Source organism: Micromonospora sp. CA-244673, assembly GCF_050948395.1.
Lineage (GTDB): Bacteria > Actinomycetota > Actinomycetes > Mycobacteriales > Micromonosporaceae > Micromonospora.
In genome coordinates, this window is record NZ_CP192019.1 from 3,822,714 (window position 1) to 3,841,840 (window position 19,127).

The window sequence follows — 19,127 nt, forward strand, 5'->3', positions numbered from 1 at the left end:
GCTGCCTCGCCCGCCCCGCCTCCGGCGAACCCGGGCCCACCGCTCACCCGGTGCGGGCGGGGTCGCGGGGCTAGGTTGAGGGCATGCGCGTCGTCATCGCCGGAGGCCACGGGAAGATCGCGAAGCTGCTGGAGCGGGAACTCGCCGGCCGCGGCGACACCGCCGTCGGGTTGATCCGCAACCCGGAGCACGGGGCCGCGCTGCGCGCCGCCGGCGCCGAACCGGTCGTCTGCGACCTGGAACACACCGACGTCGACACCGTCGCCGGGCACCTGGCCGGCGCCGACGCGGTGGTCTTCGCCGCCGGCGCCGGCCCGGGCAGCGGCGCGGCCCGCAAGGACACCGTCGACCGGGCCGCCGCGGTGCTGCTCGCCGACGCCGCGCAGCGCGCCGGGGTCCGCCGCTACCTGCTGGTCTCCTCGATGGGCGTGGACCGGCCGCCGAGGGCCGGGACCGACGAGGTGTGGGCGGCGTACCTGCGGGCGAAGAAGGCCGCCGAGGACGACCTCACCGGCCGGGACCTCGACGTGACCGTGCTGCGCCCCGGCCGGCTCACCGACGACGCACCGGTCGGCCGGATCACCCTGGCCCGGCACGTCGACCCGGGGCCGGTCACCCGCGCCGACGTGGCCCGGGTCCTGCTCGCCCTGCTGGCCGCCCCGGACACCGCCGGGCTCACCCTGGAACTGGTCGGCGGGGAAACCCCGATCGCCGAGGCGGTCACCCGCGCAGCCGCGCGTTGAGCCGGGCGGCCTGGCGGGTGAGGTGGTCCCGCTCGGGCAGGCTCGCGGCCGCCCGCGCGGCGTCGGCGTAGAGCCGCGCCGCGAGCGCCAGGTCACCGTCGCGCTCGTGCAGGTACGCCGCGACGGCGCCGTGGCGGGGCAGGGCCGGGTCGAGCCCGGACAGGGCGGCCAGGCCGGCGCGCGGGCCGTCGGCCTCGCCGACCGCGACGGCCCGGTTGAGGCGCGCCACCGGACTGTCGGTGAGCCGCACCAGCTCGTCGTACCACTCGACGACCTGCACCCAGTCGGTCTCCTCGACCGCCCGCGCGTCGGCGTGCAGCGCGGCGATGGCGGCCTGGGCCTGGAACTCCCCCAGGCGGTCGCGGGCGAGGGCCCGCTGGAGCACGTCGACGCCCTCGGCGATCAGGCGGGTGTCCCACCGGCCGCGGTCCTGCTCCGCGAGCGGCACCAGCCGGCCGTCGGGGCCGGTCCGCGCCGCCCGCCGCGCGTGGTGCAGCAGCATGAGCGCGAGCAGGCCCGCGACCTCCTCGTGGTCGATCCTGGCCGCCAGCTGCCGCGTGAGGCGGATCGCCTCGCCGGCGAGGTCGACATCGCCCGAATAGCCCTCGTTGAAGACCAGGTAGAGCACGCGCAGCACCGTGGCCACGTCACCGGGCTGGTCGAACCGCACCGCCGACACGGTCCGCTTGGCCCGGCTGATCCGCTGCGCCATCGTCGCCTCCGGCACGAGGTACGCCCGCGCGATCTGACGCGTGGTCAGGCCGCCGACCGCCCGCAGCGTGAGCGCGACCGCCGAGGCCGGCGTGAGGGACGGATGCGCGCACAGGAAGTACAGCTGCAGCGTGTCGTCCACCACCTCGGCCGGGCCGGGCGTCGGCTCGGCGTCGACGCGGACCTCCCGGTGCCGGCGGGAGGCGTCCGCGCGGGCGGCGTCGAGGAACTTGCGCCAGGCCACCGTGACCAGCCAGCCCTTCGGGTCCCGCGGCGGGTCGTCCGGCCACCCGCGCACAGCCTCGATCAGGGCGTCCTGCACGGCATCCTCGGCCGCCGCGAAGTCAGCTCCGCGGCGGACGAGGATGCCGATCACGGTAGGGGTGAGGGCCCGCAGCAGGGCCTCGTCCACCGTGTTCACTCCGTGATGGTGGGGGGCTCGGTCAGGAACGGCCGCACCTCGAGCCACTCGTGGATCGGCTTCCCACCGGCGCCCGGGGCCGCGGACAGCTCACCGGCCAGCTCCAGCGCCCGCTCGTAGCTGTCGACGTCGATCACCATCCAGCCGGCGATCAGGTCCTTCGTCTCCGCGAACGGGCCGTCGGTGACCGGCGGCCGCCCGTCGCCGTCGTAGCGGACGAACGTGCCCTCCGGGGACAGCGCCTGACCGTCGACGAACTCCCCGGTGCCCTCCAGCCGCGCGGCGAAGTCCCGCATGTACCGCACGTGGGCCGAGACCTCCTCCGGCGTCCACTGGTCCATCGGCACGTCGTTGACGGCCGCCGGCGCGCCCCGGTAGTGCTTGAGCAGCAGGTACTTCATCAGGTTCTCCTCGGTGCGGTACGGCCATCGTCGCCGTGTTCACCCGGGGGACGCAGCCGCACCCACGTTCTCGACATCCCGCCGCGACAATTTTCCGGCGAACTTCGCGGGACCCGGCGCGCGCCCGGCCCACCGGGGTGACCCCGGTGGGCCGGGCCGCCGCTCAGCGCTGGTGGCGGGGCAGCGCCACCTGCGGCTGCCCACCGCCGACCGCGGGCACCTCCCGGGCGATCCGCTCCATCGTCCGCGACAGCTGCTCGCTGCCGTCGTCCAGGTGCCGGGCCGCCGCCTGCATGTGCGAGATCATCATCTCGCCGAAGATCCGCAGCGCCTCCCGGGTGGCCACCGAGTCGTCGAAGTTCACCCCGGCGTTGCTGCGGTACTCCGTCACCGCCCGCTCCGCCTCCTGCTTCGCCTCCTCCGCCGCGGCCTGCATGTAGCTCTCGTACTGCATCCGGGCGTACTCGGCGACCCGCCGGGCGTAGTCGTGGGCCTGCGCGATGATCTGCTCGGCCTCCCGCTGCGCCGCCGACAGCAGGTTCACCTCCTTCGCGGCCGGCGTCGGCGCGCCGTTGTCGGCACTCGGGATCACCCCGTGCCGGTGCAGCTCCAGGTGGTCGTTGAGCCGCTCGTTCTCCGCCCGCAGATTCGCCAGCTGGGTGGCCAGCAGATCCAGCTCGTCGGCCACCTGCACCCGGAACCGGTCCACGTCGGCGTGGTCGTAGCCGCGGCGGGTGAACGACGCCGACCCGAACTCCCACCGGCGCACCCGGTCGGCGCTGAGGCGCACCTGCGCCACACCGTGGGTCACCTGGCCCTCATACCTGCTGATCGGGGTCGCGCTCATCGAGCTCCTCCGGAATCGTCAGGGGCGGTCATCGTCCGGAAGGCCGGCCCGTACCAGTGCTTGCCGAAACCCTCGTGGTGCAGCTGACCCGGCTGGTAGCCGGCCTTGGACAGCGCCGCCACCGAATGGCTCACCATCTCGTCGGAGCCGCACACGTACACGTGCCGCGACCGCCAGTCCCCGTCGGCCAGGACCTGGTCGGCCACCTGCACGAACTCACCCGGCCGCCGCGGATCGGCGCCCGCCACGTACGTCACCCGCAGCCACGGGTACGACGCGGCGAACTTGTCGATCGCCTCGCTGTCGTAGAACTCCAGCCGGGACCGGGCCCCCACGTACAGGTCCACCCGGCGGCCCACGCCCTCCGCGGCGACCTGCTCCAGCAGGGACTTCACCGGCGCCCAGCCGGTGCCACCGGCCAGCAGCAGCAGATCCGACGAGCCGGCCTGCCACAACGTCAACCGGTCACCCACCGGCGCGGCCAGGTGCAACTGGTCGCCCACCGCGCACCCGTACACCAGCCGCGACGACACCGCGCCGCCCGGCGCGGCCCGCACGTGCAGCTCCAGCGTCCCGTCGGGGCGCGGCGCGTTCGCCGGCGAGTAGTAACGCCACGACCGCACCGCCGGGTGCGACACCCCGATCGACTGGCCGGGGGTGAACTGCAGCAGGTACTGCGGCCGCAGCGTGAGCACCGCCACGTCGAACGTGCGCCGCTCGTGCCCGAGGATCTCCGCCACCCACCACGGTGGGGACTTCGTCTCCGCCGCCTGCGCCGAGTCCATCATCACCTGCGCGACCAACCCGTACGCGGCCGCCCAGTCGGCGGCCAGCTCGTCGGTCCACGCCTCGCCGGAGAAGTGCCGCAGCGTCGCGAGCAGCGCCTCACCGACCGCCGGATAGTGCTCGGCGCGCACCGCGAACTTGCGGTGGTCCGCGCCGAGGTCCTGGAGGAACCCGACGAGCTGGTCCACCTGGTCCACGTGGGACACGATGTGCCCCAGCGCGTTCACCAGGCGGTCCCGCTGCCCGGCCATGTTCGTGGGGAACATCTGCCGGGTCTCCGGGTACGCCAGGAACAGTGTCGAATAGAAGTAGAGCGGGACCTGGTCGCCGTGCGCGGCGACCAGGGACCAACTCTGCTTGAGCCGCCCTGCGTCCACGCTCAGGCGTTCCCCGACGACACGACCTGGTCCTGGACCTGACCCAGCACGACGTGCACGTCGGCGATCACGTCGGCCGGCACCCCCAGCTCGACCAGCGTCGCGGTCAGGTGCTCGCCGACCTTCACGTAGTGCGCCACCGGGATGTTCAGCGGCTGGTGCGCCTCGGCCAGGCCGCGGCCCGCGTACTCGTTCGGGCCGCCGAGGACCACGGCGAGCATCAGCGCCAGGTGCCGCCGCTGCTCGGGCATGTTCACGTCGGTGAAGTAGCCGGCCAGGTCCGGGTCGGCCAGCACCTTGTCGTAGAACAGCTCCACCGCGGCCTTCACCGCGGCGGCGCCGCCGATGCGCTCGTAGTGGGAGATCGGGGTGGTCTCTTCGGTCACCGTCATGGTGGTTCCTTCCGGGAGGGGGCAACGCGACCAGCGCCGCGGAGGGGCAGCCCGCACGCGTCGCACCGGCTCCACCGAACGGCCACGCGCAAGCGACCGTGTCGGACCATAGCGTGCCCGCCGAAACGGTTCAGCCCTGCCCTATCGGATTCCCGACATCCGTCGATCACGGACAGTCAACATCCCCGGCGAATCGCTCGCGGGACGCGAGCGCACCGCCACGCTGGGTGGATGCCACCTCCACCGCATCCCGTGCACGGTCCCTTTCGGACAGCCCCGGCCGGCCCTCCAGCAAGGTGCCGTTTCCGCACGTCACCGTCACCCCACCCGGCCGGCGGCCGTGCTCACCCGGGAACCGGCGCACCCGGCCGACCGGCCGACACGCCCTGTGATCGAAAAAGGGACCACGCCGTACCCGTTTTGGGCGTGGCGTGGCCCCGAAGACCCGTGACGAGCGACTCAGCCCGCCCGGCGGCGCGCACGCCGCGCCGCCAACTCGTCACCCACCGACTCGGACTCCGCCTCCACCGGCGGCGCCGCCGGCTCCGGCTGGCCACCCACCGGCTCCGCCGGCAGATGCGACAGCGAACCCTCGATCTCCTTGAACGCGCCACCGATCGCGATGCCGAACACCCCCTGGCCGCCCTGCAACAGGTCGACGACCTCCTCCGGCGACCGGCACTCGTACACCGTCGTCCCGTCCGAGATCAACGTGATGCCCGCCAGGTCCTCCACCCCGCGCGACCGCAACGCGTCGATGGCCTTCCGGATGTTCTGCAACGACACCCCGGCGTCCAACAGCCGCTTCACGACCTTCAACACCACCAGGTCGCGGAAGGAGTACAACCGGGACGTCCCCGAACCGGACGCGTCCCGCACGCTCGGCACCACCAGACCCGTCCGGGCCCAGTAGTCCAACTGCCGGTAGCTGATGCCGACGGCGTGACACGCCGTCACACCCCGGTAGCCCACGTCACCGTCAATGACCGGGTCGGGCAGCTGCTCCGTAGTCGGACCAGGATCTCGCGGCTCGTGCATCCGGACAACCTCCCCGCCCGTGCGGTGCCACGCCGTCTCCCCGTGCGCGCACCCCTCGACACCGCAACCCTAGCGCCGGCGCCGGACGTTGACCCGCAGGAGACACCGCGACACGCCGCACCGCCACCGGAAGATCACCGACGGCGGTCAGCCGTCACCCACCGTGACAACCGCCGCCGCACCGGAACCGGCCCACCGGCCGGCCACCTCAGCCCGCGAAATCCTCCGGACGCACCTGCTCCAGGAACTCCCGGAACTTCTCCACCTCGTCCTCCTGCTCGTCCGGGATCACGATCCCCGCCTCGGAGAGGACCTGCTCGGCACAACGAATCGGCGCACCGACCCGCAACGCCAACGCGATCGAATCGCTCGGCCGCGCCGACACCCGAACGCCGTCACCGATCAACAGATCGGCGTAGAAGACGTTCTCCTTCAACTCGGTGATCTCCACCGCGTGCAACGGCGCCTGCAACGCCGCCAGCACGTCCCGCAACAGATCGTGCGTCAACGGCCGCGCCGGCTTCACACCTTGCTGCTCGTAGGCGATCGCCGTCGCCTCGACCGCGCCGATCCAGATCGGCAGATAGCGGTCCCCCTCGACCTCCCGCAGCAGGACGATCGGCTGGTTGCTGGGCAGCTCCACCCGAACTCCGACCACGCTCAGCTCGCGCACCGCCGCCTCCGTGTCGTTGTCACCTACGCCCGCACCGCGCCCTTCCCTGCACGGTACACGGACCGCGACACGGGAGTCCCATCCGCTACGTGCACCACGCCTCGCCGCAACGGGTTACCCCGGCAAGCCTACGACACGCTTCCCGGAACAGATCTTTCCGCGCCCACGCACGACGAAGGCCGGGCGCCCCCACGACACCCGGCCCCCACCACCTCACCGACCCAACGTCGACCGCAGCCCCACCCGCACCAACGCCGCGTGCAACTGCTGCGACAACGCCACCAACTCCCGCGCCGTCTCCGCCGCCCGCGCCCGCGCCGCCGGATCCGACTGCCGCGCCAGCGGCGCCACCAACTGCGCGAACAGACCGACCTCCCGGTCCGCCGCCGTCCGGTACGCCCGCAGGTGCCGCGGCTCCAAGCCGTACGCCGCCAGACCCGCCACCGCCCGCGCGATGATCAACGCGTCCGCGTCGTACCAGCCCGGCGGATCCGACACCAGCACACCGAGCCGCTCCAACTCGGCCAACGTCGACTCGTCGACACCGCTGCGCGAGATCAGCTCCGCCCGACCCAGCCGCATCTCCGACGACGACTCGGCGGGCTCCGCCGCATCCCGACCCGGCACCTCACCACCGGGACCCACCGCCACCAGATTCGGCCGCTGCCGACCCGGCGCCGCACCCGACGAATCCCACTCCGCCAACTGGTCCCGGATCACCCGCAACGGCAGGTACTGGTCCCGCTGCGCGGTCAACACGAACCGCAACCGCGCCACGTCGTCCCAGCTGAACTTCCGGTATCCCGCCGGCGTCCGCTCCGGCTCCACCAGGCCCTCGGCCTCCAGGAACCGCAACTTCGAGATCGTGACGTCCGGAAACTCCACCCGCAACTGCGCCAGCACCTCGCCGATGCTCATCAGCGGCATCGCGGATGAGCGCGGCGGATCGTTCGCCGCCCCGGGCGACGTCGAAGCCGCAGGCCCGTTCACCCCCGGCCGGCCTCCTCCGGACGCGGACCGGCGATGAACACCACCCGGAACTTGCCGATCTGCACCTCGTCGCCGTTGCTCAGCGTCGCCGCCTCGACCCGCTCCCGGTTCACGTACGTGCCGTTCAGGCTGCCCACGTCCCGCACCGTGAACGTGCCACCGTCCCGGTGGAACTCCGCGTGCCGCCGCGACACCGTCACGTCGTCGAGGAAGATGTCACTGTCCGGGTGCCGGCCGCTCGTCGTCACATCGTGGTCCAACAGGAACCGGGCGCCCGCGTTCGGACCCCGGCGAACCACCAGCAACGCCATCCCGGGCGGCAACGAGCCGGACATGCGGCTCGGCACCACATCGGTGTCCGGACCCTCCAGCACTTCGTCGAGCGAACCGAGATTGAGCGTCGAAGTGACGTCGAGCGGGGGGAACTCGTCGTCTGGGCGCGTCATGGGGACCACCTCACGGATCTGTTTCGGTCGGCGTCGGGCAATGGCGGGTCTGGCCGCCGGGCATACCCACACCCGGCGGCTGGCTCCCCGTGCCGGGAAGGCGCATTCCGCAACGCTCAAACTATTGGTTCTCGGTCAACTGGGCGAGCCTAGCCAGCGCCGAAAAACAGGGCAACCGGACGCGCGGACACGAGCCCGCCGCCCGGAACGCACGAACTCAGCTCTCGGTGAGCTCGCGGTACGCACCAGCGGTCAACAAACCCTCGACCGCCGCCGGATCATCCGGAGTGATCTCCACCAACCACCCCGCACCGTACGGATCCGTGTTGATCACCTCAGGGGTGTCGGCCAACGCCTCGTTGCGCGCCGCCACCGTGCCGCTCAACGGCGCGTAGATCTCCGACACGCTCTTCGTCGACTCGATCTCACCCAGCGACTCACCCGCCGCCACCACCGCGCCCTCGTCCGGCAACTGGACGAACACGATGTCACCCAGGGCGTCCTGCGCGAAGTGCGTGATGCCGATCCGGACGGCGCCGCCGTCCCCACCAGCCACCCACTCGTGCTCGGCGGTGTACCGCAGATCCTCAGGAATCACCAGCTGCGTCCTTCGTCATCGGTGCACCGGGGGGAAACCGGCGCGGCCGCGACCGGTCAGGAGACCGGCCGGGCGTGTTCCAGCTTGATCGGCGCGTGCAGCTGCGAAACCTCCACAGCCTCACTGTCCTCCGGCGTCACGTTACCGCCGTCCTCCTCCACCGATGCGACCACCCCGCCGGGAATGTTCAACGCCGTACGCAGCGTCGGCGGATCACCGATGACCAAGATCACGAACGGGCCGCTCAACCGCCGCCCGTCCACCACCAGACCACCACCCGGCTCATCCACGAAATACGTCGACGCGATGATCCGCACCGCCGTACCGTCCGAGCCCGCGATCTGCATGGCCTCCGCGCCCGCGCCCCGCAACTCCTGCACCGCGTCCAGGATCCGCGCCGCCGAGACCGCCTTGTCCGGACCCGCGAACCGCACCGACAGACCCGGCCCCACCGCCGGCAACGTGCCCGCCAGGATGCCCAGCTCGTCCGCCCGCCGCGTCGCCTCCTCCAGCGCCGCCTGCCGACCCTGCTCACCCGACCGCAACTGCCGCTGGCTCTCCTCCAACGCCTCGATGTCCTGCCGCAGCCGCCGCTCCCGCGAATCCAGATCCGACGAGATCCGAACCAGGTCCTCCTCCCGCGTCGCCGCGAGGGTCGGATCCGTCGACGTCGTCTTCAACTGCACCACCAGGGTGAAACCCAGCAACGCCAGCAACACCGCGATCATCGCGCCCGCCGACGTCAACCGCCGCGACACCGGCACCGGCTTCGCCTCCGCCGCACCACCGTCGGCGGCCGCGACCTCGCTCGACGCCCCCGGCTCCTCCGCCGGCGACGGCACGTCCTCCTGCTCGACCGGCCCGGCCGGCGCCAACGGACTCAACTCGTCCGGATCCGGCGCGTCCGGGCGCGGATCCGGCTCACCGGCCGGCCCCGCCGGCCGCTCCGGCTCCGCCGGCTGCGGCCAACCCGTGCCCGTCTCCCTGTGCTCCTCGCTCATCGCCACAAACCTACGCCCGGAACAGGTGCCGGCGGATCGCCGCCACGTTTCCGAAGATGCGCACCCCGAGCACGACCACCACACCGGTGGACAACTGACCGCCCACCCCCAACTGGTCACCGAGGTACACGATCAGACCCGCCACCAGCACATTCGAGATGAACGACACCACGAACTGCTTGTCGTCGAAGATCCGGTCCAGCTTCGCCCGCACCCCGCCGAACACGGCGTCGAGCGCCGCCACCACGGCGATCGGCAGGTACGGCTGCAACGCCGCGGGCACCGTGGGATCCAGATACACCCCGAGCACCACACCGGCGAGCAACGCCAGCACCGCGATCATCGGCCACCTCCGGAGGGGCTCGAAGAGGTCCCCGGACCGGACGGCCCAGGACGTGCCGAACCGGCGACACCCGAACCCGACGGGCTCGGACTCACCGAAGGCTCGGCGTAGCGTAGCCGTGGCTCCGGAGCCGCCGGCAGGGTGAGGTTGTCCGCGTCCTTCACTCCGAACGTCAACCCGTTCGTCCGCGCCACGTAACGCATCAGCTCCGCCGCCTCACTGCCGTCGAACCGCTTCCGCATCGAGCCCGGCCCGATCGCCGACACCTCGTACGGACCCGTCACCGGCCGGTAGTCCACCAGGATCGCCTCTCCCGCCTGGCGGATCGTCGACGTCGCCGTCAACCGCTGCCCGTTGATGGCCACCGCCTCCGCGCCCGCCGCCCACAGCGCGTTCGCCACCTTCTGCAGGTCGGAGTACAACACCCGCGACGGCCCCGCGTCCGCACCGGTCACCGCGTCCTGATCCCGCGGCGCGTCCGCCAGGCGCACCACCACACCGTCACCGCGCACCCGGCCCAGGCCCGTGCCCGCCTCCAGGTTGCGCAGCCGCGACGCCTGCGACCCGCTCAACGCCGCGTCCCGCTGCCGGCCGACCTCCTCGCGCAGCTGGTCCGCCCGCGCGGTCAACCGGTCCGTCTCGGCCTCCCGCTGCTTGATCTCGGCGATCAGCCCGGCCCGCGCCTTCGCCCGGCCCGGCTCCTCCGCCATCGTCTCCCGATAGGCCACCGCGAACAGGAACCCGATCACCAACAGCACCACCACGCTCACCGGCCGCGCCAGCACCCGCCGCAGCCGTGACGGCGGCACGGTGGCGCGCCGGGCCGCGGCGTCGCGGTAACCCGGATCGAGGGGGTTGCGGAACAGGTCGGTGAGGAAGTCCGGCGCGTACACCCGCGCCGACGGGTCGCGGTCGCGGTCGCCGTCGCCCGGCCGCGCCACCGTCATGCCGCCGCTCCCGCGCGTCGCGCCCGGACCAGGCGGGCGACCTGCACCACGTACATCGCGCCGGCCACCCAGTAGAGCACCAGGCCCCACCAGGCCAACCCCCACCCGATCGCGCCCGCCGCGGTGGCGACGCTCTCGGCGGCGGACGCCAGCAGCAGAATCGGGAACGCGGCCAGCAGGAGGAACGTGGCGGTCTTGCCCACGTAGTGCACCGGCGGCGGGCCGTAGCCGTAGCGGCGCAGCACACCCAGCGAGCCGAGCAGCAGCAGCTCGCGCGCCAGCAGCGCGCCGGTGAACTGCCACGGCACGATCTCGCGTGCGGTGAACGCCAGCAGCGTGGCCAGGATGTAGAGCCGGTCGGCGAGCGGGTCGAGCAGCTCGCCCAACCGGCTGACCTGGTGGAGGCGGCGCGCGACCCAGCCGTCCACCCAGTCGCTGGTGCCGCCGATCGCCAGCACCACGATGGCGGCCACGTCGGCCTTGACCACCAGGAACAGGTAGAGGAAGAGCGGGACACCGACGAGCCGGACGAAGCTGATCAGGTTCGGCAGGGTGAGGACACGGTCCCCCACGACCTCCGCCGCACCGCCGGTAGCCGGGTGCTCCGATGGAGCCGGCCGACGCGACACCGAACCTCCCTTCGCAGCACGGTCCGGCGGCCGAGTGAACGACCGCCGCGGGAACGTGCGCGTTGCCGGCCGGTCAGACGCCGGCGCCCTCTGCGATCCCGGGCTGGGACCTCCCCCTCGCGGCCCAGGATCGCGTCGATCATGGGCCGGCCAGTTGCGCTGCCACTATATCGGGCTCCCCCGGCCCGCTCCGGGCCCCGCGCTGCGCCGGTGCTCAGCTCTGCGGTGTGTGCGGCGCCACACCACCGCTAAGGCATCCTAGGACACTAGCTGAATGCGGTGGGCGCGCCGAGGCGGGCTGGGCCCGGGTGGGTCAGGCGGTGCGGGCCGTGGAGTCGGCGGCGGCCTGCGGAGTGCTCATCGACGTGGCCTGACCGAACGCCAACAACGCCAGCAGCAGCTCGTGCTGCACCCGGTTGGGCATGCGGTCCAGCACCGCCTGGACCGCATGGTGCCGCCGCTCCGTGAGCTCCCGCAGCAGGGTCTCCGCCGCGGCGGTGGGGATCAGGCGCACCTCGCGCCGGTCCCGTGGGTCGGGCGCCCGGCGCAGCAGGCCGACGGCCTCCAGCCGGTCACAGAGCCGGCTCGCCGACGAGGGCACCACGTCGAGCAGCTCGGCCAGCCGGTTCACGTTCGTGCGCGGGTGCGCCATGATCAGCGACAGCACCCGCAGCTGGGTCGGCGAGACGCTGACGGCGTGCCGGGAGGTGGCGGAGTCGAGCACACCGATGAGCGCCTCGGCCGCCGCATCGATGGCCGCGGCAAGATTCGGAGGTCGCTCCACCCGGTGTCCCCTGCGATCGTCCCGCTCGTGTTCCCCCGCCGGTCCGTCACCGCCCGCCGACGTCGCCGTCCGGCGGGCGGGAACCGCGCCAGTCCAGGCAGACGACGACCGCGTCGTCGCGGAGGTCCGCGTCGGCGTGGTACGCGTGCAGTTCGCGCATCACCGTACCAACTGCCTCGGTCGCCGGCTGCAGCCGAGTGGACCGCATGGCGCGCGCCATGGCCCGGTCCCCGTACGGCTCCAGGCCGGCCGGCTCGGCCGCGTAGACCCCGTCGCTGACCACGAAGAGCCGGTCCCCCGGCTCCACGGCGAACTCCTGCACGTCGTAGCGGGTCTCGGCGAACATGCCCAGCGGCAGTTGCTGCTCCAGCGCGATCGGCGTGACGGTCCCGCCGCGCAGGCACAGCACGTGCGGCGAGCCGGCGTCCACGGCCCGCACCACGCCCCGCCGGTTGTCCAGCTCCAGCAGCAGCGTGGCCACGTGCCGGCTCCCCCGGTGCTGGTAGAAGATGGTGTCCGAGGCCAGCTCGGCCTGCTCCACCAGGCTGCCGCCGGAGCGTCGCGCGTTGCGCATCGCGTTGACGGTCACCGCCGTGAGCAGCGCGGCGGTCAGCCCGTTGCCGGCGCCGTTGAGCACCGTGACGGTGAGCCGGTCGCCGTCGACCGACCAGTCGAAGTGGTCCCCGCCCACCGTGTACGCCGGTTCGAGCTGCCCGGCCAGCACGTAGTCGCCGTGCGTGACGCTGCGCCCGGGCAGCAGGTCCCACTGCATCTCGGCGGCCATGGTGAGCCGTTCCCGGCGGCGCGCGCGCCGGTAGCGGTCGGTCTCCCGGTCCGCCGCCCGCAGCGCCACCGCCAGTTCGCCCGCGGCGTCCCGGGCCGCCTCCACCGTGGCGGAGTCCGGTGCGGCCGGCAGCTCGACCATCAGCACACCCAGCCGCTCCCCCCACGCCGACAGCGGCAGGTAGGCCCGGCACCGGCCGTTCTCGGCGGTGTCCAGCACCGGCTGCTGGCTGCTGAAGCAGCGCTTCGCGACGCCCTGGCAGGCGAGGAAGCCGCCCTCGGGCAGCTCCGGGTCCAGCACCGGCCAGAGGCCGGTGAACCGGTAGTCGGCGACGAACACCTCGGTCCGCGACGCGTCGAGCACCCGGCGGAGCGCCGCGTCGGCGGCCTCCGCCAACTGGTCGGGGGGCGCGGCGCGCAGGGCGCGCGACACCGCTCCGGACGCGTCCGGCATGCTGACATCCTCCGATGGCGACTATTGCTGTAGGGCAAGCATCATACGGAGGCCCGCCGACACCGGTACGCGCCGGCTCCAACCTGCGCCGATCGCGGGTGGGCGGCCCGCGTCAGTCGGCCGGCTTGACCGCCAGCGCGCCGTAGAACGCGTCCGGCACCGGCGCCGGGACGCCGGCCGGCCGCCACCGCGCCACCGGCACGATACCGTCGGCCGTCGGCTGCCAGCGGCCCAGCAGCGGCCCGAACCGCGCGGGCGCCCGCATCCGGAACGCCGGCCCCATCATGGCCAGCGCCTCCGGGTACGCCGCGAGCTCCTCGCTGTCGAAGTCGATCGCCAGGAAGCTGCCCGGCGCGACCGCCTCGTACAGCTCGTCGAGGGTGCGGGCGAGCGTGTCGTCGTCGAGGAACGCGGCCAGCCCGAGGAAGACCACCCCGACCGCTCTCCTCCCCCACCCCGGCACGAACCGGTGCAGTTGGGCCGGATCGACGGTGCCGATGTCGGTGGCGTCGCCGTAGCCGTAGCCGGCGCGGTCGCTGTCGGCCAGCAGGCGCTGGCCCAGCCGGACCGTCACCGGGTCCACGTCCGTGTAGAGCACGGTGGCGTCCGGGGCCACCTCGTGCACGTTCCCGCAGGTGGGCACGCCCGCCCCGAAGACCAGGAAGTTGTCCACCCCGGCGTCGGCGATCGCCCGGACCGCCCGGCCGAGGAAGTCGCGCAGCGAACGGAAGATCTCCGCGCACGGCCCGTACGCGCCCTCGAAGGCGCCGGCCGCGGCCACGTCGACCGGGTGGTGGTGCTCGCCCCCGAGCCAGTGGTCGATCATGCGGGCGGTGCTCGGCTGGTCGGGCTCGGCCATCGAAGAGGCTCCCTTTCCCCGGCGACGGTCGCCAGCGTACCCACGGCTCGGCTCGCGCGGTATCGCCTCGGCGACGCCCCGGCTGCCGCGATACTGACCGCGGGCGCCGACGGCGAGGAGGGCACGGCGTGAACTCGGCGAACGGCGCGGCGGTGGTGGTGGGTGTGGACGGTTCGGAGCCGTCGCGCCGGGCCGTGCGGCTGGCGGCGCAGGAGGCGGCCCGGCGACAGCGGCCGCTGCGGGTGGTGCACGGCTTCATCTGGCCGCTGCTGCGCGTACCCGTGTCGGCGCCGGCGGGGGCACCACCCGGCGGCGGCCTGCGGCACCAGGCCGAGGAGTTGGTCGCCGCGGCGGTCGCCGAGGCCGGGTCGGCCGCGCCCGGGCTGCGGGTCTCCGGCGAGATCATCGACGGGGAGGCCGCGGCGGTGCTGCTCGGCGAGTCCCCGGCCGCCACGATGATCGTGCTGGGCGACCGCGGCCTGGGCGGTTTCGCCTCCCTGGTGGTCGGCTCGGTCGCGATCCAGGTCGCCTCCTACGCCGACTGCCCGGTGCTGGTCGCCCGCGGCACGGCACGCCCGACCGGCCCCGTGGTGGTCGGGGTGGACGGCTCCACACTGTCCCGCGCCGCGGTGGACTTCGCCGCCGAGGAGGCCGCGCTCCGGGACACCCGGCTGCACACCGTGCACGCCTACACCCACCCGGCCTCCGCCGGCCCCGGCGACATGCAACCCCTGGTGTACGAGGAGAGCGAGCTGCGCGGCGAGGAGGACCGGGTGCTGGCCGACTCGCTGACCGGCCTGGCCGAGCGCCGGCCCGACGTGCCGGTCACCCGGGCCGTGGTGCACGCACGGCCGGCCGCCGCGCTCGTCGAGGCGTCCCGCGAGGCCCAGCTGCTGGTCGTCGGCCGGCGGGGCCGGGGCGAGCTGACCGGCCTGCTGCTCGGCTCGGTGAGCCAGGCGGTGCTGCACCGCGCCGACTGTCCGGTGGCGGTCGTCCGCGCCCCCGACTGAACGGTTGGCCGGGGCCCCGGCGGGTAGACCGTACGGTCAGCCACAGCGACCGGAGGAGGCAGCGATGCCAGGACCACGGCCGGGCAGCAACGCGTACGACAAGGAACGCGCGCGGCTGCGCGATCTCATCGAGCAGTCCGGGCGGGCCGCCGACCAGGAGGCGAACCAGGTCGCGAACCGGACTCTCCAGGACGACCGCGGCCAGCGGGGCATCGTACGGGGCGAACGGACGTTCGGGCCCAAGGGCGAGCGCGAACCGGGCGACCCGAAGTGAGGGCCGCTCCCGTGGTCGACGGCGCCATCGCGGGCGCCGTCGGCAGCGCCGCGTTGAACGTCGTCAGCTTCCTGGACATGGCGCTGCGCGGACGCCCCGCGAGCAGCACACCCGAGCAGACCGCCGGCAAGCTGGCCGACGCGGCCCACGTGGACCTCGGGCCCGGGGAGAAGGCGGCGAACCGCCGCTCCGGGCTCGGGCCCGTCATCGGCTACGGCACGGGCATCGCCGCCGGCGCGCTGTTCGGCGTGCTGGCCGCCCGCCGCCGGGTCCCGCTGCCGCTGGCCGTGGGGATGCTCGGCGGCGGGGTGATGGCCACGTCCGACGGTTCGCTGGCCGCGCTGCGCATCAGCGACCCGCGGACGTGGAGCAGCAAGGACTGGCTGTCGGACGTGGTGCCCCATCTGGCGTACGGAGCGGCGGCCGCAGCCACCTGGCGGAGGCTGCGGCCGGCGTCACGGCAGGGTTGATCAGCCGTGCCGGTCGCTCTCGTCGTCGGCCACCGGCTCGCCGGCCGGGCCGTACGGCGACACCTGTCCCTTCGGTACCGGCCGCCCCACGTCCGCGTTCGAGCTGCCGCCCTTGCCGTGCGGCCCCCTGCTCCCGGCCTGGGGAATGAGTTCCCGGCTGTCCTGGCTGGTCGCGCCCTTGTCGTTGCGGCGCAGTTCCTCCTGCTGCGGCTTGACCACAGGTCTCTCCTTCCGGTGGCGGCGCACGGCGTGGGCCGCGCACGTGAGCTGGGTACCCGCCGCCACCGGGCGCATTCCGGCTGGGCGCCGGGGCGTCTGGCCCGGCACCGGGTGGGTATCCCCACCGGATGCCAGACGATCGGAACGTGGCGCGGGCGCTGCTGGACCGGCAGTCCCGGACCTACGCGGAGGAGGCCGGGATCGGCCTCGCCGACCGGCCCGGCCCGCTCTACCAGCTGCTCGTGCTCACCACGCTGCTGAGCACCCGGATCCGGGCGTGCGTGGCGATCGCCGCGGCCCGGGAGCTGTTCACGGCCGGCTGGCGCACCCCGCAGGCCATGGAGGCGGCGAGCTGGCAGGACCGCGTCGACGCGCTCGGGCGGGGTCACTACCGCCGCTACGACGAGCGGACCGCCACCATGCTCGGCACCGGAGCCCGGCTCTGCCTCGACCGGTGGCACGGTGACCTGCGCCGGATGCACAAGGAGGCCGACGGTGACCGGACCGTGCTGCGCCGGCTGCTCACCGAGTTCCCCGGCATCGGCCCGACCGGCGCGGACATCTTCCTCCGCGAGGCACAGGCCGTCTGGCCGGACCTGCGCCCGTACGCCGACCGGCGGACCCTGGCCGGTGCGCGCCGGCTGGGCCTGCCGGCCAACCCCGGCGGCCTGGCCGGGCTGGTCGGCGAGGCCGACTTCGGGCGGCTGGCGTCGGCGCTGGTGCGGGTGGCCCTCGGCGAGGAGTCGGCCGGCGAGATCAGCCGGACCGCCGCGGCCCGCTGAGCCGGCCGGGCGTCACTTGGCGGGGCCGGGCTTCGTCAGGTTCCAGGCGAGCGCCGAGGCGAGCAGGGCCAGCAGCACCACGCCACCGGAGATGCCGCCGCCCTCCCCGCCGCTGCTGCGGTGCCCGGTGGCGCCGAAATAGATCACGGCCAGCCCGGCGAGCACGGTGATGAACGTCCGCAGTCCTCGGTCCTTCACGTTCGAGACGGTACGGCTGCCCGGCGCCCCGAAAGGGCCGTTTCGCGTGCTTGTCCCCCGGTCGGGTGGTCACTCCGCCCGGCAGCCGGCGGCCGGGCCGCGCAGGCGCACCCGGCGGATCGACCGGCCGGACACCTCGACCACCTCGACGGTGAGCCCGGGCAGCCGGATCCGCTCCCCCGGCCCGGCGGGCAGGTGGCCCAGCCCGGCCAGGACCAGCCCGGCCACGGTGGTGTATTCCCGGGTCAGCGGGAAGGTCAGCTGCACGCCGGCGTCGGGCAGGTCGTGCAACGGGAAGTCGCCGGGGAGCAGCAGGGCGCCGTCCGGCTCCCGGACCGCCTCCCGCACGTCCCGGTCGGTCTCGTCGTACAGCTCGCCGACCACCTCCTCGAGCAGGTCCTCCATGGTGACCAGGCCGTCCACGCCGCCGTACTCGTCGATCACCAGGGCGAGCTGCTCGTGGCGCTGGCGCAGGTGCCGCATGGCGTCGGCGACCGGCAGCGTGCCGGGCAGCAGCACCGGTGGCCGGGCGCGCTCCCCGACCCCGGCGCCGTCGGCGTCGACGAGGTCGCGGATGTGCACCACGCCGCACACGTCGTCCAGCCCGCCGGGGCCGGTCACGGGCGCCCGGGAGCGGCCGGTGGCGGCCAGCCGTCGCATGGCGTCCGCCGCGGTCAGCTCCGCCGGCAGGAACGTCACGTCGCGGCGGGCCACCAGGATCTCCCGCAGGGTACGGCCGGCGATGTCGAACGCCCCGGACAGGATCTCCCGCTGCTGCGCGGAGAGGCCGCGCTGGCTGACCAGCATTTCCCGCAGCTCCTCCTCGGTCACCTCCTGCCGGTTGGCGCGGGGATCGCCGCCGGCCAGCCGGACCAGCACGTCGGTGGCCCGGCTGAGCAGCCACACCGCCGGGCGGGACACCCGGGCGAGCAGCTCCAGCGGTACGGCGCTGAGCAGCGCCCAGCGTTCCGCCGACTGCATGGCCAGCCGCTTCGGGGCCAGCTCGCCGACGACCAGCGTCACGAAGGTCAGCAGAATCGTCACCAGCACCACGGCCACCGGGCGGGCGGCCCGGCCGAGGAAGCCCAGCGGGCCGACCAGCGGCTCCGACAGCGACACGGCGGCGGCCGCCGAGGCGAGGAACCCGGCCAGGGTGATGCCGAGCTGGATGGTGGCCAGGTAGCGGTTCGGCTCCCGCGCCAGCCGGGTCAACCGCGCCCCGGTGCGCCCCGAGCGCCCCAGCCGCCGCAGCTGCGCCTCGCGCAGCGTCACGATGGCCATCTCGCTGCCCGACAGCGCCGCGTTGACCAGCACCAGGACCAGCACCAGGGCGAGCTGGCCGGCCATCAGTCGGTCTCCAGGTCGTCCAGGGAGATCGCGTGGGTCATCAGCCACCGGGCCAGGGCGCCCATCCCGAACAGCCACAGCGGCGCCGACTCGGTGGTGCCGTTCGTGGCGAAGATGGCGAACCGCAGGTCCGGTGCCCGGTACGCCTCGATGCGCCACCGGTGGTTCCTGTCCCGCCAGACCGCGGAGGGGTCCATGGCGTCACCGTAGGTGACCGGGCCGGGCAGCCGGTGCCGCTTGGCTCACCCGCCCGGGACCACGTACCCACCGAACAGGGCGGCGAGGGCGGTCACCGCGACCGACAGGAGGATCCCGCCGAGCAGCAGCCCGCCGAGGCCGGCCCAACCCGAGCGGCGCGGCCGGGCTGCCGGCACGTCGCCTCGCCAGCGTTCCAGGTGCAGCCAGGCCAGCACGCCGAGACCGAACGGCAGCAGGCCGATCCAGAGCCAGAACCAGCGGGTACCGGCCACCGGCGGCGGCCCGGCGACCAGCATGAGCAGCCAGCCGACGCCGATCGTCAGGGCCAGCATCCCGGCCGCGTTCGCCAGCGCGTCGGCGAGGGTGTCGCCGCCGTGGGTGGTGGCGTCACGCCGGGGCGGCCCAG

27 protein-coding genes are annotated in these 19,127 nt (G+C 73.8%); 5 read left to right on the top strand and 22 right to left on the bottom strand.

Features of this window, described 5'->3' with window-relative positions:
- Positions 1-83 precede the first annotated feature (83 nt).
- The gene (locus ACQP12_RS17800) at positions 84-743 is read left to right on the top strand and encodes an NAD(P)H-binding protein (protein WP_433280267.1); all 660 of its coding nucleotides are present in this window, start codon (positions 84-86) and stop codon (positions 741-743) included.
- Here ACQP12_RS17800 and ACQP12_RS17805 read toward each other — a convergent pair.
- From ACQP12_RS17805 to ACQP12_RS17885, 17 genes are all read right to left on the bottom strand, one after another.
- Positions 721-1,866 (bottom strand): RNA polymerase sigma factor, encoded by a 1,146-nt coding sequence (locus ACQP12_RS17805; RefSeq protein ID WP_433289320.1) that lies wholly within the window; start codon positions 1,864-1,866, stop codon positions 721-723. The two genes, ACQP12_RS17800 and ACQP12_RS17805, sit on opposite strands and share 23 nt — an antisense overlap.
- 5 nt (positions 1,867-1,871) lie before the next feature.
- Positions 1,872-2,279 carry a YciI family protein gene (locus ACQP12_RS17810; RefSeq protein WP_357946783.1) on the bottom strand — a complete coding sequence of 136 codons (408 nt, stop codon included), beginning with the start codon at positions 2,277-2,279 and terminating at the stop codon, positions 1,872-1,874.
- Between the two features lie 160 nt (positions 2,280-2,439).
- Positions 2,440-3,123, bottom strand: a complete 684-nt coding sequence (locus ACQP12_RS17815) for a cell division protein DivIVA (RefSeq protein ID WP_357946420.1) — start codon at positions 3,121-3,123, stop codon at positions 2,440-2,442.
- A complete protein-coding gene (locus ACQP12_RS17820) occupies positions 3,120-4,286 on the bottom strand; it encodes a globin domain-containing protein (RefSeq protein WP_433280269.1) in 1,167 nt (388 codons plus the stop codon). Before ACQP12_RS17820 ends, ACQP12_RS17815 begins: the two co-directional genes overlap by 4 nt.
- Positions 4,287-4,288: 2 nt before the next feature.
- The gene (locus ACQP12_RS17825; RefSeq protein WP_355055689.1) at positions 4,289-4,678 is read right to left on the bottom strand and encodes a group I truncated hemoglobin; all 390 of its coding nucleotides are present in this window, start codon (positions 4,676-4,678) and stop codon (positions 4,289-4,291) included.
- Positions 4,679-5,137: 459 nt separating this feature from the next.
- Positions 5,138-5,716 (bottom strand): MerR family transcriptional regulator, encoded by a 579-nt coding sequence (locus ACQP12_RS17830; RefSeq protein WP_433280271.1) that lies wholly within the window; start codon positions 5,714-5,716, stop codon positions 5,138-5,140.
- 208 nt (positions 5,717-5,924) lie between these two features.
- Positions 5,925-6,389, bottom strand: a complete 465-nt coding sequence (locus ACQP12_RS17835; RefSeq protein ID WP_355352396.1) for a bifunctional nuclease family protein — start codon at positions 6,387-6,389, stop codon at positions 5,925-5,927.
- Positions 6,390-6,602: 213 nt separating this feature from the next.
- Entirely contained in the window at positions 6,603-7,379 is a 777-nt protein-coding gene (gene ftsR / locus ACQP12_RS17840; protein ID WP_433280273.1) for a transcriptional regulator FtsR, read from the bottom strand.
- Positions 7,376-7,825: an oxoglutarate dehydrogenase inhibitor Odhl gene (gene odhI / locus ACQP12_RS17845; protein ID WP_046570336.1), complete on the bottom strand. Its 450-nt coding sequence runs from the start codon at positions 7,823-7,825 to the stop codon at positions 7,376-7,378. The genes ftsR and odhI overlap by 4 nt, the downstream gene beginning before the upstream one ends.
- Before the next feature lie 217 nt (positions 7,826-8,042).
- A complete protein-coding gene (gene gcvH / locus ACQP12_RS17850) occupies positions 8,043-8,423 on the bottom strand; it encodes a glycine cleavage system protein GcvH (RefSeq protein ID WP_262284244.1) in 381 nt (126 codons plus the stop codon).
- 56 nt (positions 8,424-8,479) lie between these two features.
- Entirely contained in the window at positions 8,480-9,424 is a 945-nt protein-coding gene (locus tag ACQP12_RS17855; protein WP_433280276.1) for a DUF881 domain-containing protein, read from the bottom strand.
- Positions 9,425-9,434: 10 nt separating this feature from the next.
- Positions 9,435-9,767, bottom strand: a complete 333-nt coding sequence (locus ACQP12_RS17860) for a small basic family protein (protein ID WP_007071104.1) — start codon at positions 9,765-9,767, stop codon at positions 9,435-9,437.
- Positions 9,764-10,714 (bottom strand): DUF881 domain-containing protein, encoded by a 951-nt coding sequence (locus tag ACQP12_RS17865; RefSeq protein WP_433280278.1) that lies wholly within the window; start codon positions 10,712-10,714, stop codon positions 9,764-9,766. The genes ACQP12_RS17860 and ACQP12_RS17865 overlap by 4 nt, the downstream gene beginning before the upstream one ends.
- Positions 10,711-11,343: a CDP-alcohol phosphatidyltransferase family protein gene (locus ACQP12_RS17870; protein ID WP_433280280.1), complete on the bottom strand. Its 633-nt coding sequence runs from the start codon at positions 11,341-11,343 to the stop codon at positions 10,711-10,713. Before ACQP12_RS17870 ends, ACQP12_RS17865 begins: the two co-directional genes overlap by 4 nt.
- A 313-nt stretch (positions 11,344-11,656) precedes the next feature.
- Positions 11,657-12,127: a MarR family transcriptional regulator gene (locus ACQP12_RS17875; RefSeq protein ID WP_433280282.1), complete on the bottom strand. Its 471-nt coding sequence runs from the start codon at positions 12,125-12,127 to the stop codon at positions 11,657-11,659.
- A 46-nt stretch (positions 12,128-12,173) separates the two neighbouring features.
- Positions 12,174-13,364: a PP2C family protein-serine/threonine phosphatase gene (locus ACQP12_RS17880; protein WP_433280284.1), complete on the bottom strand. Its 1,191-nt coding sequence runs from the start codon at positions 13,362-13,364 to the stop codon at positions 12,174-12,176.
- Positions 13,365-13,476: 112 nt separating this feature from the next.
- Positions 13,477-14,223 carry an SAM-dependent methyltransferase gene (locus tag ACQP12_RS17885; RefSeq protein ID WP_433280286.1) on the bottom strand — a complete coding sequence of 249 codons (747 nt, stop codon included), beginning with the start codon at positions 14,221-14,223 and terminating at the stop codon, positions 13,477-13,479.
- Between the two features lie 128 nt (positions 14,224-14,351).
- On the opposite strand from ACQP12_RS17885, the gene ACQP12_RS17890 reads away from it, so the two are divergent.
- The 3 genes from ACQP12_RS17890 (at position 14,352) to ACQP12_RS17900 (ending at position 15,977) form a co-directional block, all read left to right on the top strand.
- Positions 14,352-15,233, top strand: a complete 882-nt coding sequence (locus ACQP12_RS17890) for a universal stress protein (RefSeq protein WP_433280288.1) — start codon at positions 14,352-14,354, stop codon at positions 15,231-15,233.
- Positions 15,234-15,297: 64 nt separating this feature from the next.
- The gene (locus ACQP12_RS17895) at positions 15,298-15,507 is read left to right on the top strand and encodes a phosphatidylethanolamine-binding protein (protein ID WP_357946388.1); all 210 of its coding nucleotides are present in this window, start codon (positions 15,298-15,300) and stop codon (positions 15,505-15,507) included.
- Positions 15,504-15,977 carry a hypothetical protein gene (locus tag ACQP12_RS17900; protein ID WP_357946385.1) on the top strand — a complete coding sequence of 158 codons (474 nt, stop codon included), beginning with the start codon at positions 15,504-15,506 and terminating at the stop codon, positions 15,975-15,977. Before ACQP12_RS17895 ends, ACQP12_RS17900 begins: the two co-directional genes overlap by 4 nt.
- Here the strand turns inward: ACQP12_RS17900 and ACQP12_RS17905 are convergent, their stop codons facing one another.
- Positions 15,978-16,196: a hypothetical protein gene (locus ACQP12_RS17905; RefSeq protein ID WP_357946382.1), complete on the bottom strand. Its 219-nt coding sequence runs from the start codon at positions 16,194-16,196 to the stop codon at positions 15,978-15,980.
- Between the two features lie 128 nt (positions 16,197-16,324).
- Between ACQP12_RS17905 and ACQP12_RS17910 the strand changes: the two genes are divergently transcribed.
- On the top strand, positions 16,325-16,978 hold the full coding sequence (locus ACQP12_RS17910) for a hypothetical protein (protein WP_357946379.1): 654 nt from the start codon (positions 16,325-16,327) through the stop codon (positions 16,976-16,978).
- Positions 16,979-16,990: 12 nt separating this feature from the next.
- Here ACQP12_RS17910 and ACQP12_RS17915 read toward each other — a convergent pair whose 3' ends face one another.
- The 4 genes from ACQP12_RS17915 to ACQP12_RS17930 all read right to left on the bottom strand — a co-directional run bounded on the left by ACQP12_RS17915 (position 16,991) and on the right by ACQP12_RS17930 (position 19,053).
- Positions 16,991-17,176: a hypothetical protein gene (locus tag ACQP12_RS17915; protein WP_355352512.1), complete on the bottom strand. Its 186-nt coding sequence runs from the start codon at positions 17,174-17,176 to the stop codon at positions 16,991-16,993.
- 69 nt (positions 17,177-17,245) lie between these two features.
- Positions 17,246-18,523, bottom strand: coding sequence for a hemolysin family protein (locus tag ACQP12_RS17920; RefSeq protein WP_357946377.1), 1,278 nt, complete (start codon positions 18,521-18,523; stop codon positions 17,246-17,248).
- Entirely contained in the window at positions 18,523-18,720 is a 198-nt protein-coding gene (locus ACQP12_RS17925) for a hypothetical protein (RefSeq protein WP_091258094.1), read from the bottom strand. The genes ACQP12_RS17920 and ACQP12_RS17925 overlap by 1 nt, the downstream gene beginning before the upstream one ends.
- 45 nt (positions 18,721-18,765) lie before the next feature.
- The gene (locus ACQP12_RS17930; RefSeq protein ID WP_433280292.1) at positions 18,766-19,053 is read right to left on the bottom strand and encodes a hypothetical protein; all 288 of its coding nucleotides are present in this window, start codon (positions 19,051-19,053) and stop codon (positions 18,766-18,768) included.
- Positions 19,054-19,127: the final 74 nt, after the last annotated feature.

Excerpts from the sequence above, each read along its gene's own strand:
- ACQP12_RS17920 (WP_357946377.1), bottom strand. The coding sequence starts at position 18,523 with ATGGCCGGCCAGCTCGCCCTGGTGCTGGTCCTGGTGCTGGTCAACGCG.
- ACQP12_RS17910 (WP_357946379.1), top strand. The coding sequence starts at position 16,325 with ATGCCAGACGATCGGAACGTGGCGCGGGCGCTGCTGGACCGGCAGTCC.
- ACQP12_RS17815 (WP_357946420.1), bottom strand. The coding sequence starts at position 3,123 with ATGAGCGCGACCCCGATCAGCAGGTATGAGGGCCAGGTGACCCACGGT.
- ACQP12_RS17885 (WP_433280286.1), bottom strand. The coding sequence starts at position 14,223 with ATGGCCGAGCCCGACCAGCCGAGCACCGCCCGCATGATCGACCACTGG.
- ACQP12_RS17860 (WP_007071104.1), bottom strand. The coding sequence starts at position 9,767 with ATGATCGCGGTGCTGGCGTTGCTCGCCGGTGTGGTGCTCGGGGTGTAT.
- ACQP12_RS17880 (WP_433280284.1), bottom strand. The coding sequence starts at position 13,364 with ATGCCGGACGCGTCCGGAGCGGTGTCGCGCGCCCTGCGCGCCGCGCCC.
- odhI (WP_046570336.1), bottom strand. The coding sequence starts at position 7,825 with ATGACGCGCCCAGACGACGAGTTCCCCCCGCTCGACGTCACTTCGACG.
- ACQP12_RS17825 (WP_355055689.1), bottom strand. The coding sequence starts at position 4,678 with ATGACGGTGACCGAAGAGACCACCCCGATCTCCCACTACGAGCGCATC.
- ACQP12_RS17800 (WP_433280267.1), top strand. The coding sequence starts at position 84 with ATGCGCGTCGTCATCGCCGGAGGCCACGGGAAGATCGCGAAGCTGCTG.
- ACQP12_RS17925 (WP_091258094.1), bottom strand. The coding sequence starts at position 18,720 with ATGGACCCCTCCGCGGTCTGGCGGGACAGGAACCACCGGTGGCGCATC.
- ACQP12_RS17830 (WP_433280271.1), bottom strand. The coding sequence starts at position 5,716 with ATGCACGAGCCGCGAGATCCTGGTCCGACTACGGAGCAGCTGCCCGAC.
- ACQP12_RS17855 (WP_433280276.1), bottom strand. The coding sequence starts at position 9,424 with ATGAGCGAGGAGCACAGGGAGACGGGCACGGGTTGGCCGCAGCCGGCG.
- ACQP12_RS17865 (WP_433280278.1), bottom strand. The coding sequence starts at position 10,714 with ATGACGGTGGCGCGGCCGGGCGACGGCGACCGCGACCGCGACCCGTCG.
- ACQP12_RS17895 (WP_357946388.1), top strand. The coding sequence starts at position 15,298 with ATGCCAGGACCACGGCCGGGCAGCAACGCGTACGACAAGGAACGCGCG.
- ACQP12_RS17930 (WP_433280292.1), bottom strand. The coding sequence starts at position 19,053 with ATGCTGGCCCTGACGATCGGCGTCGGCTGGCTGCTCATGCTGGTCGCC.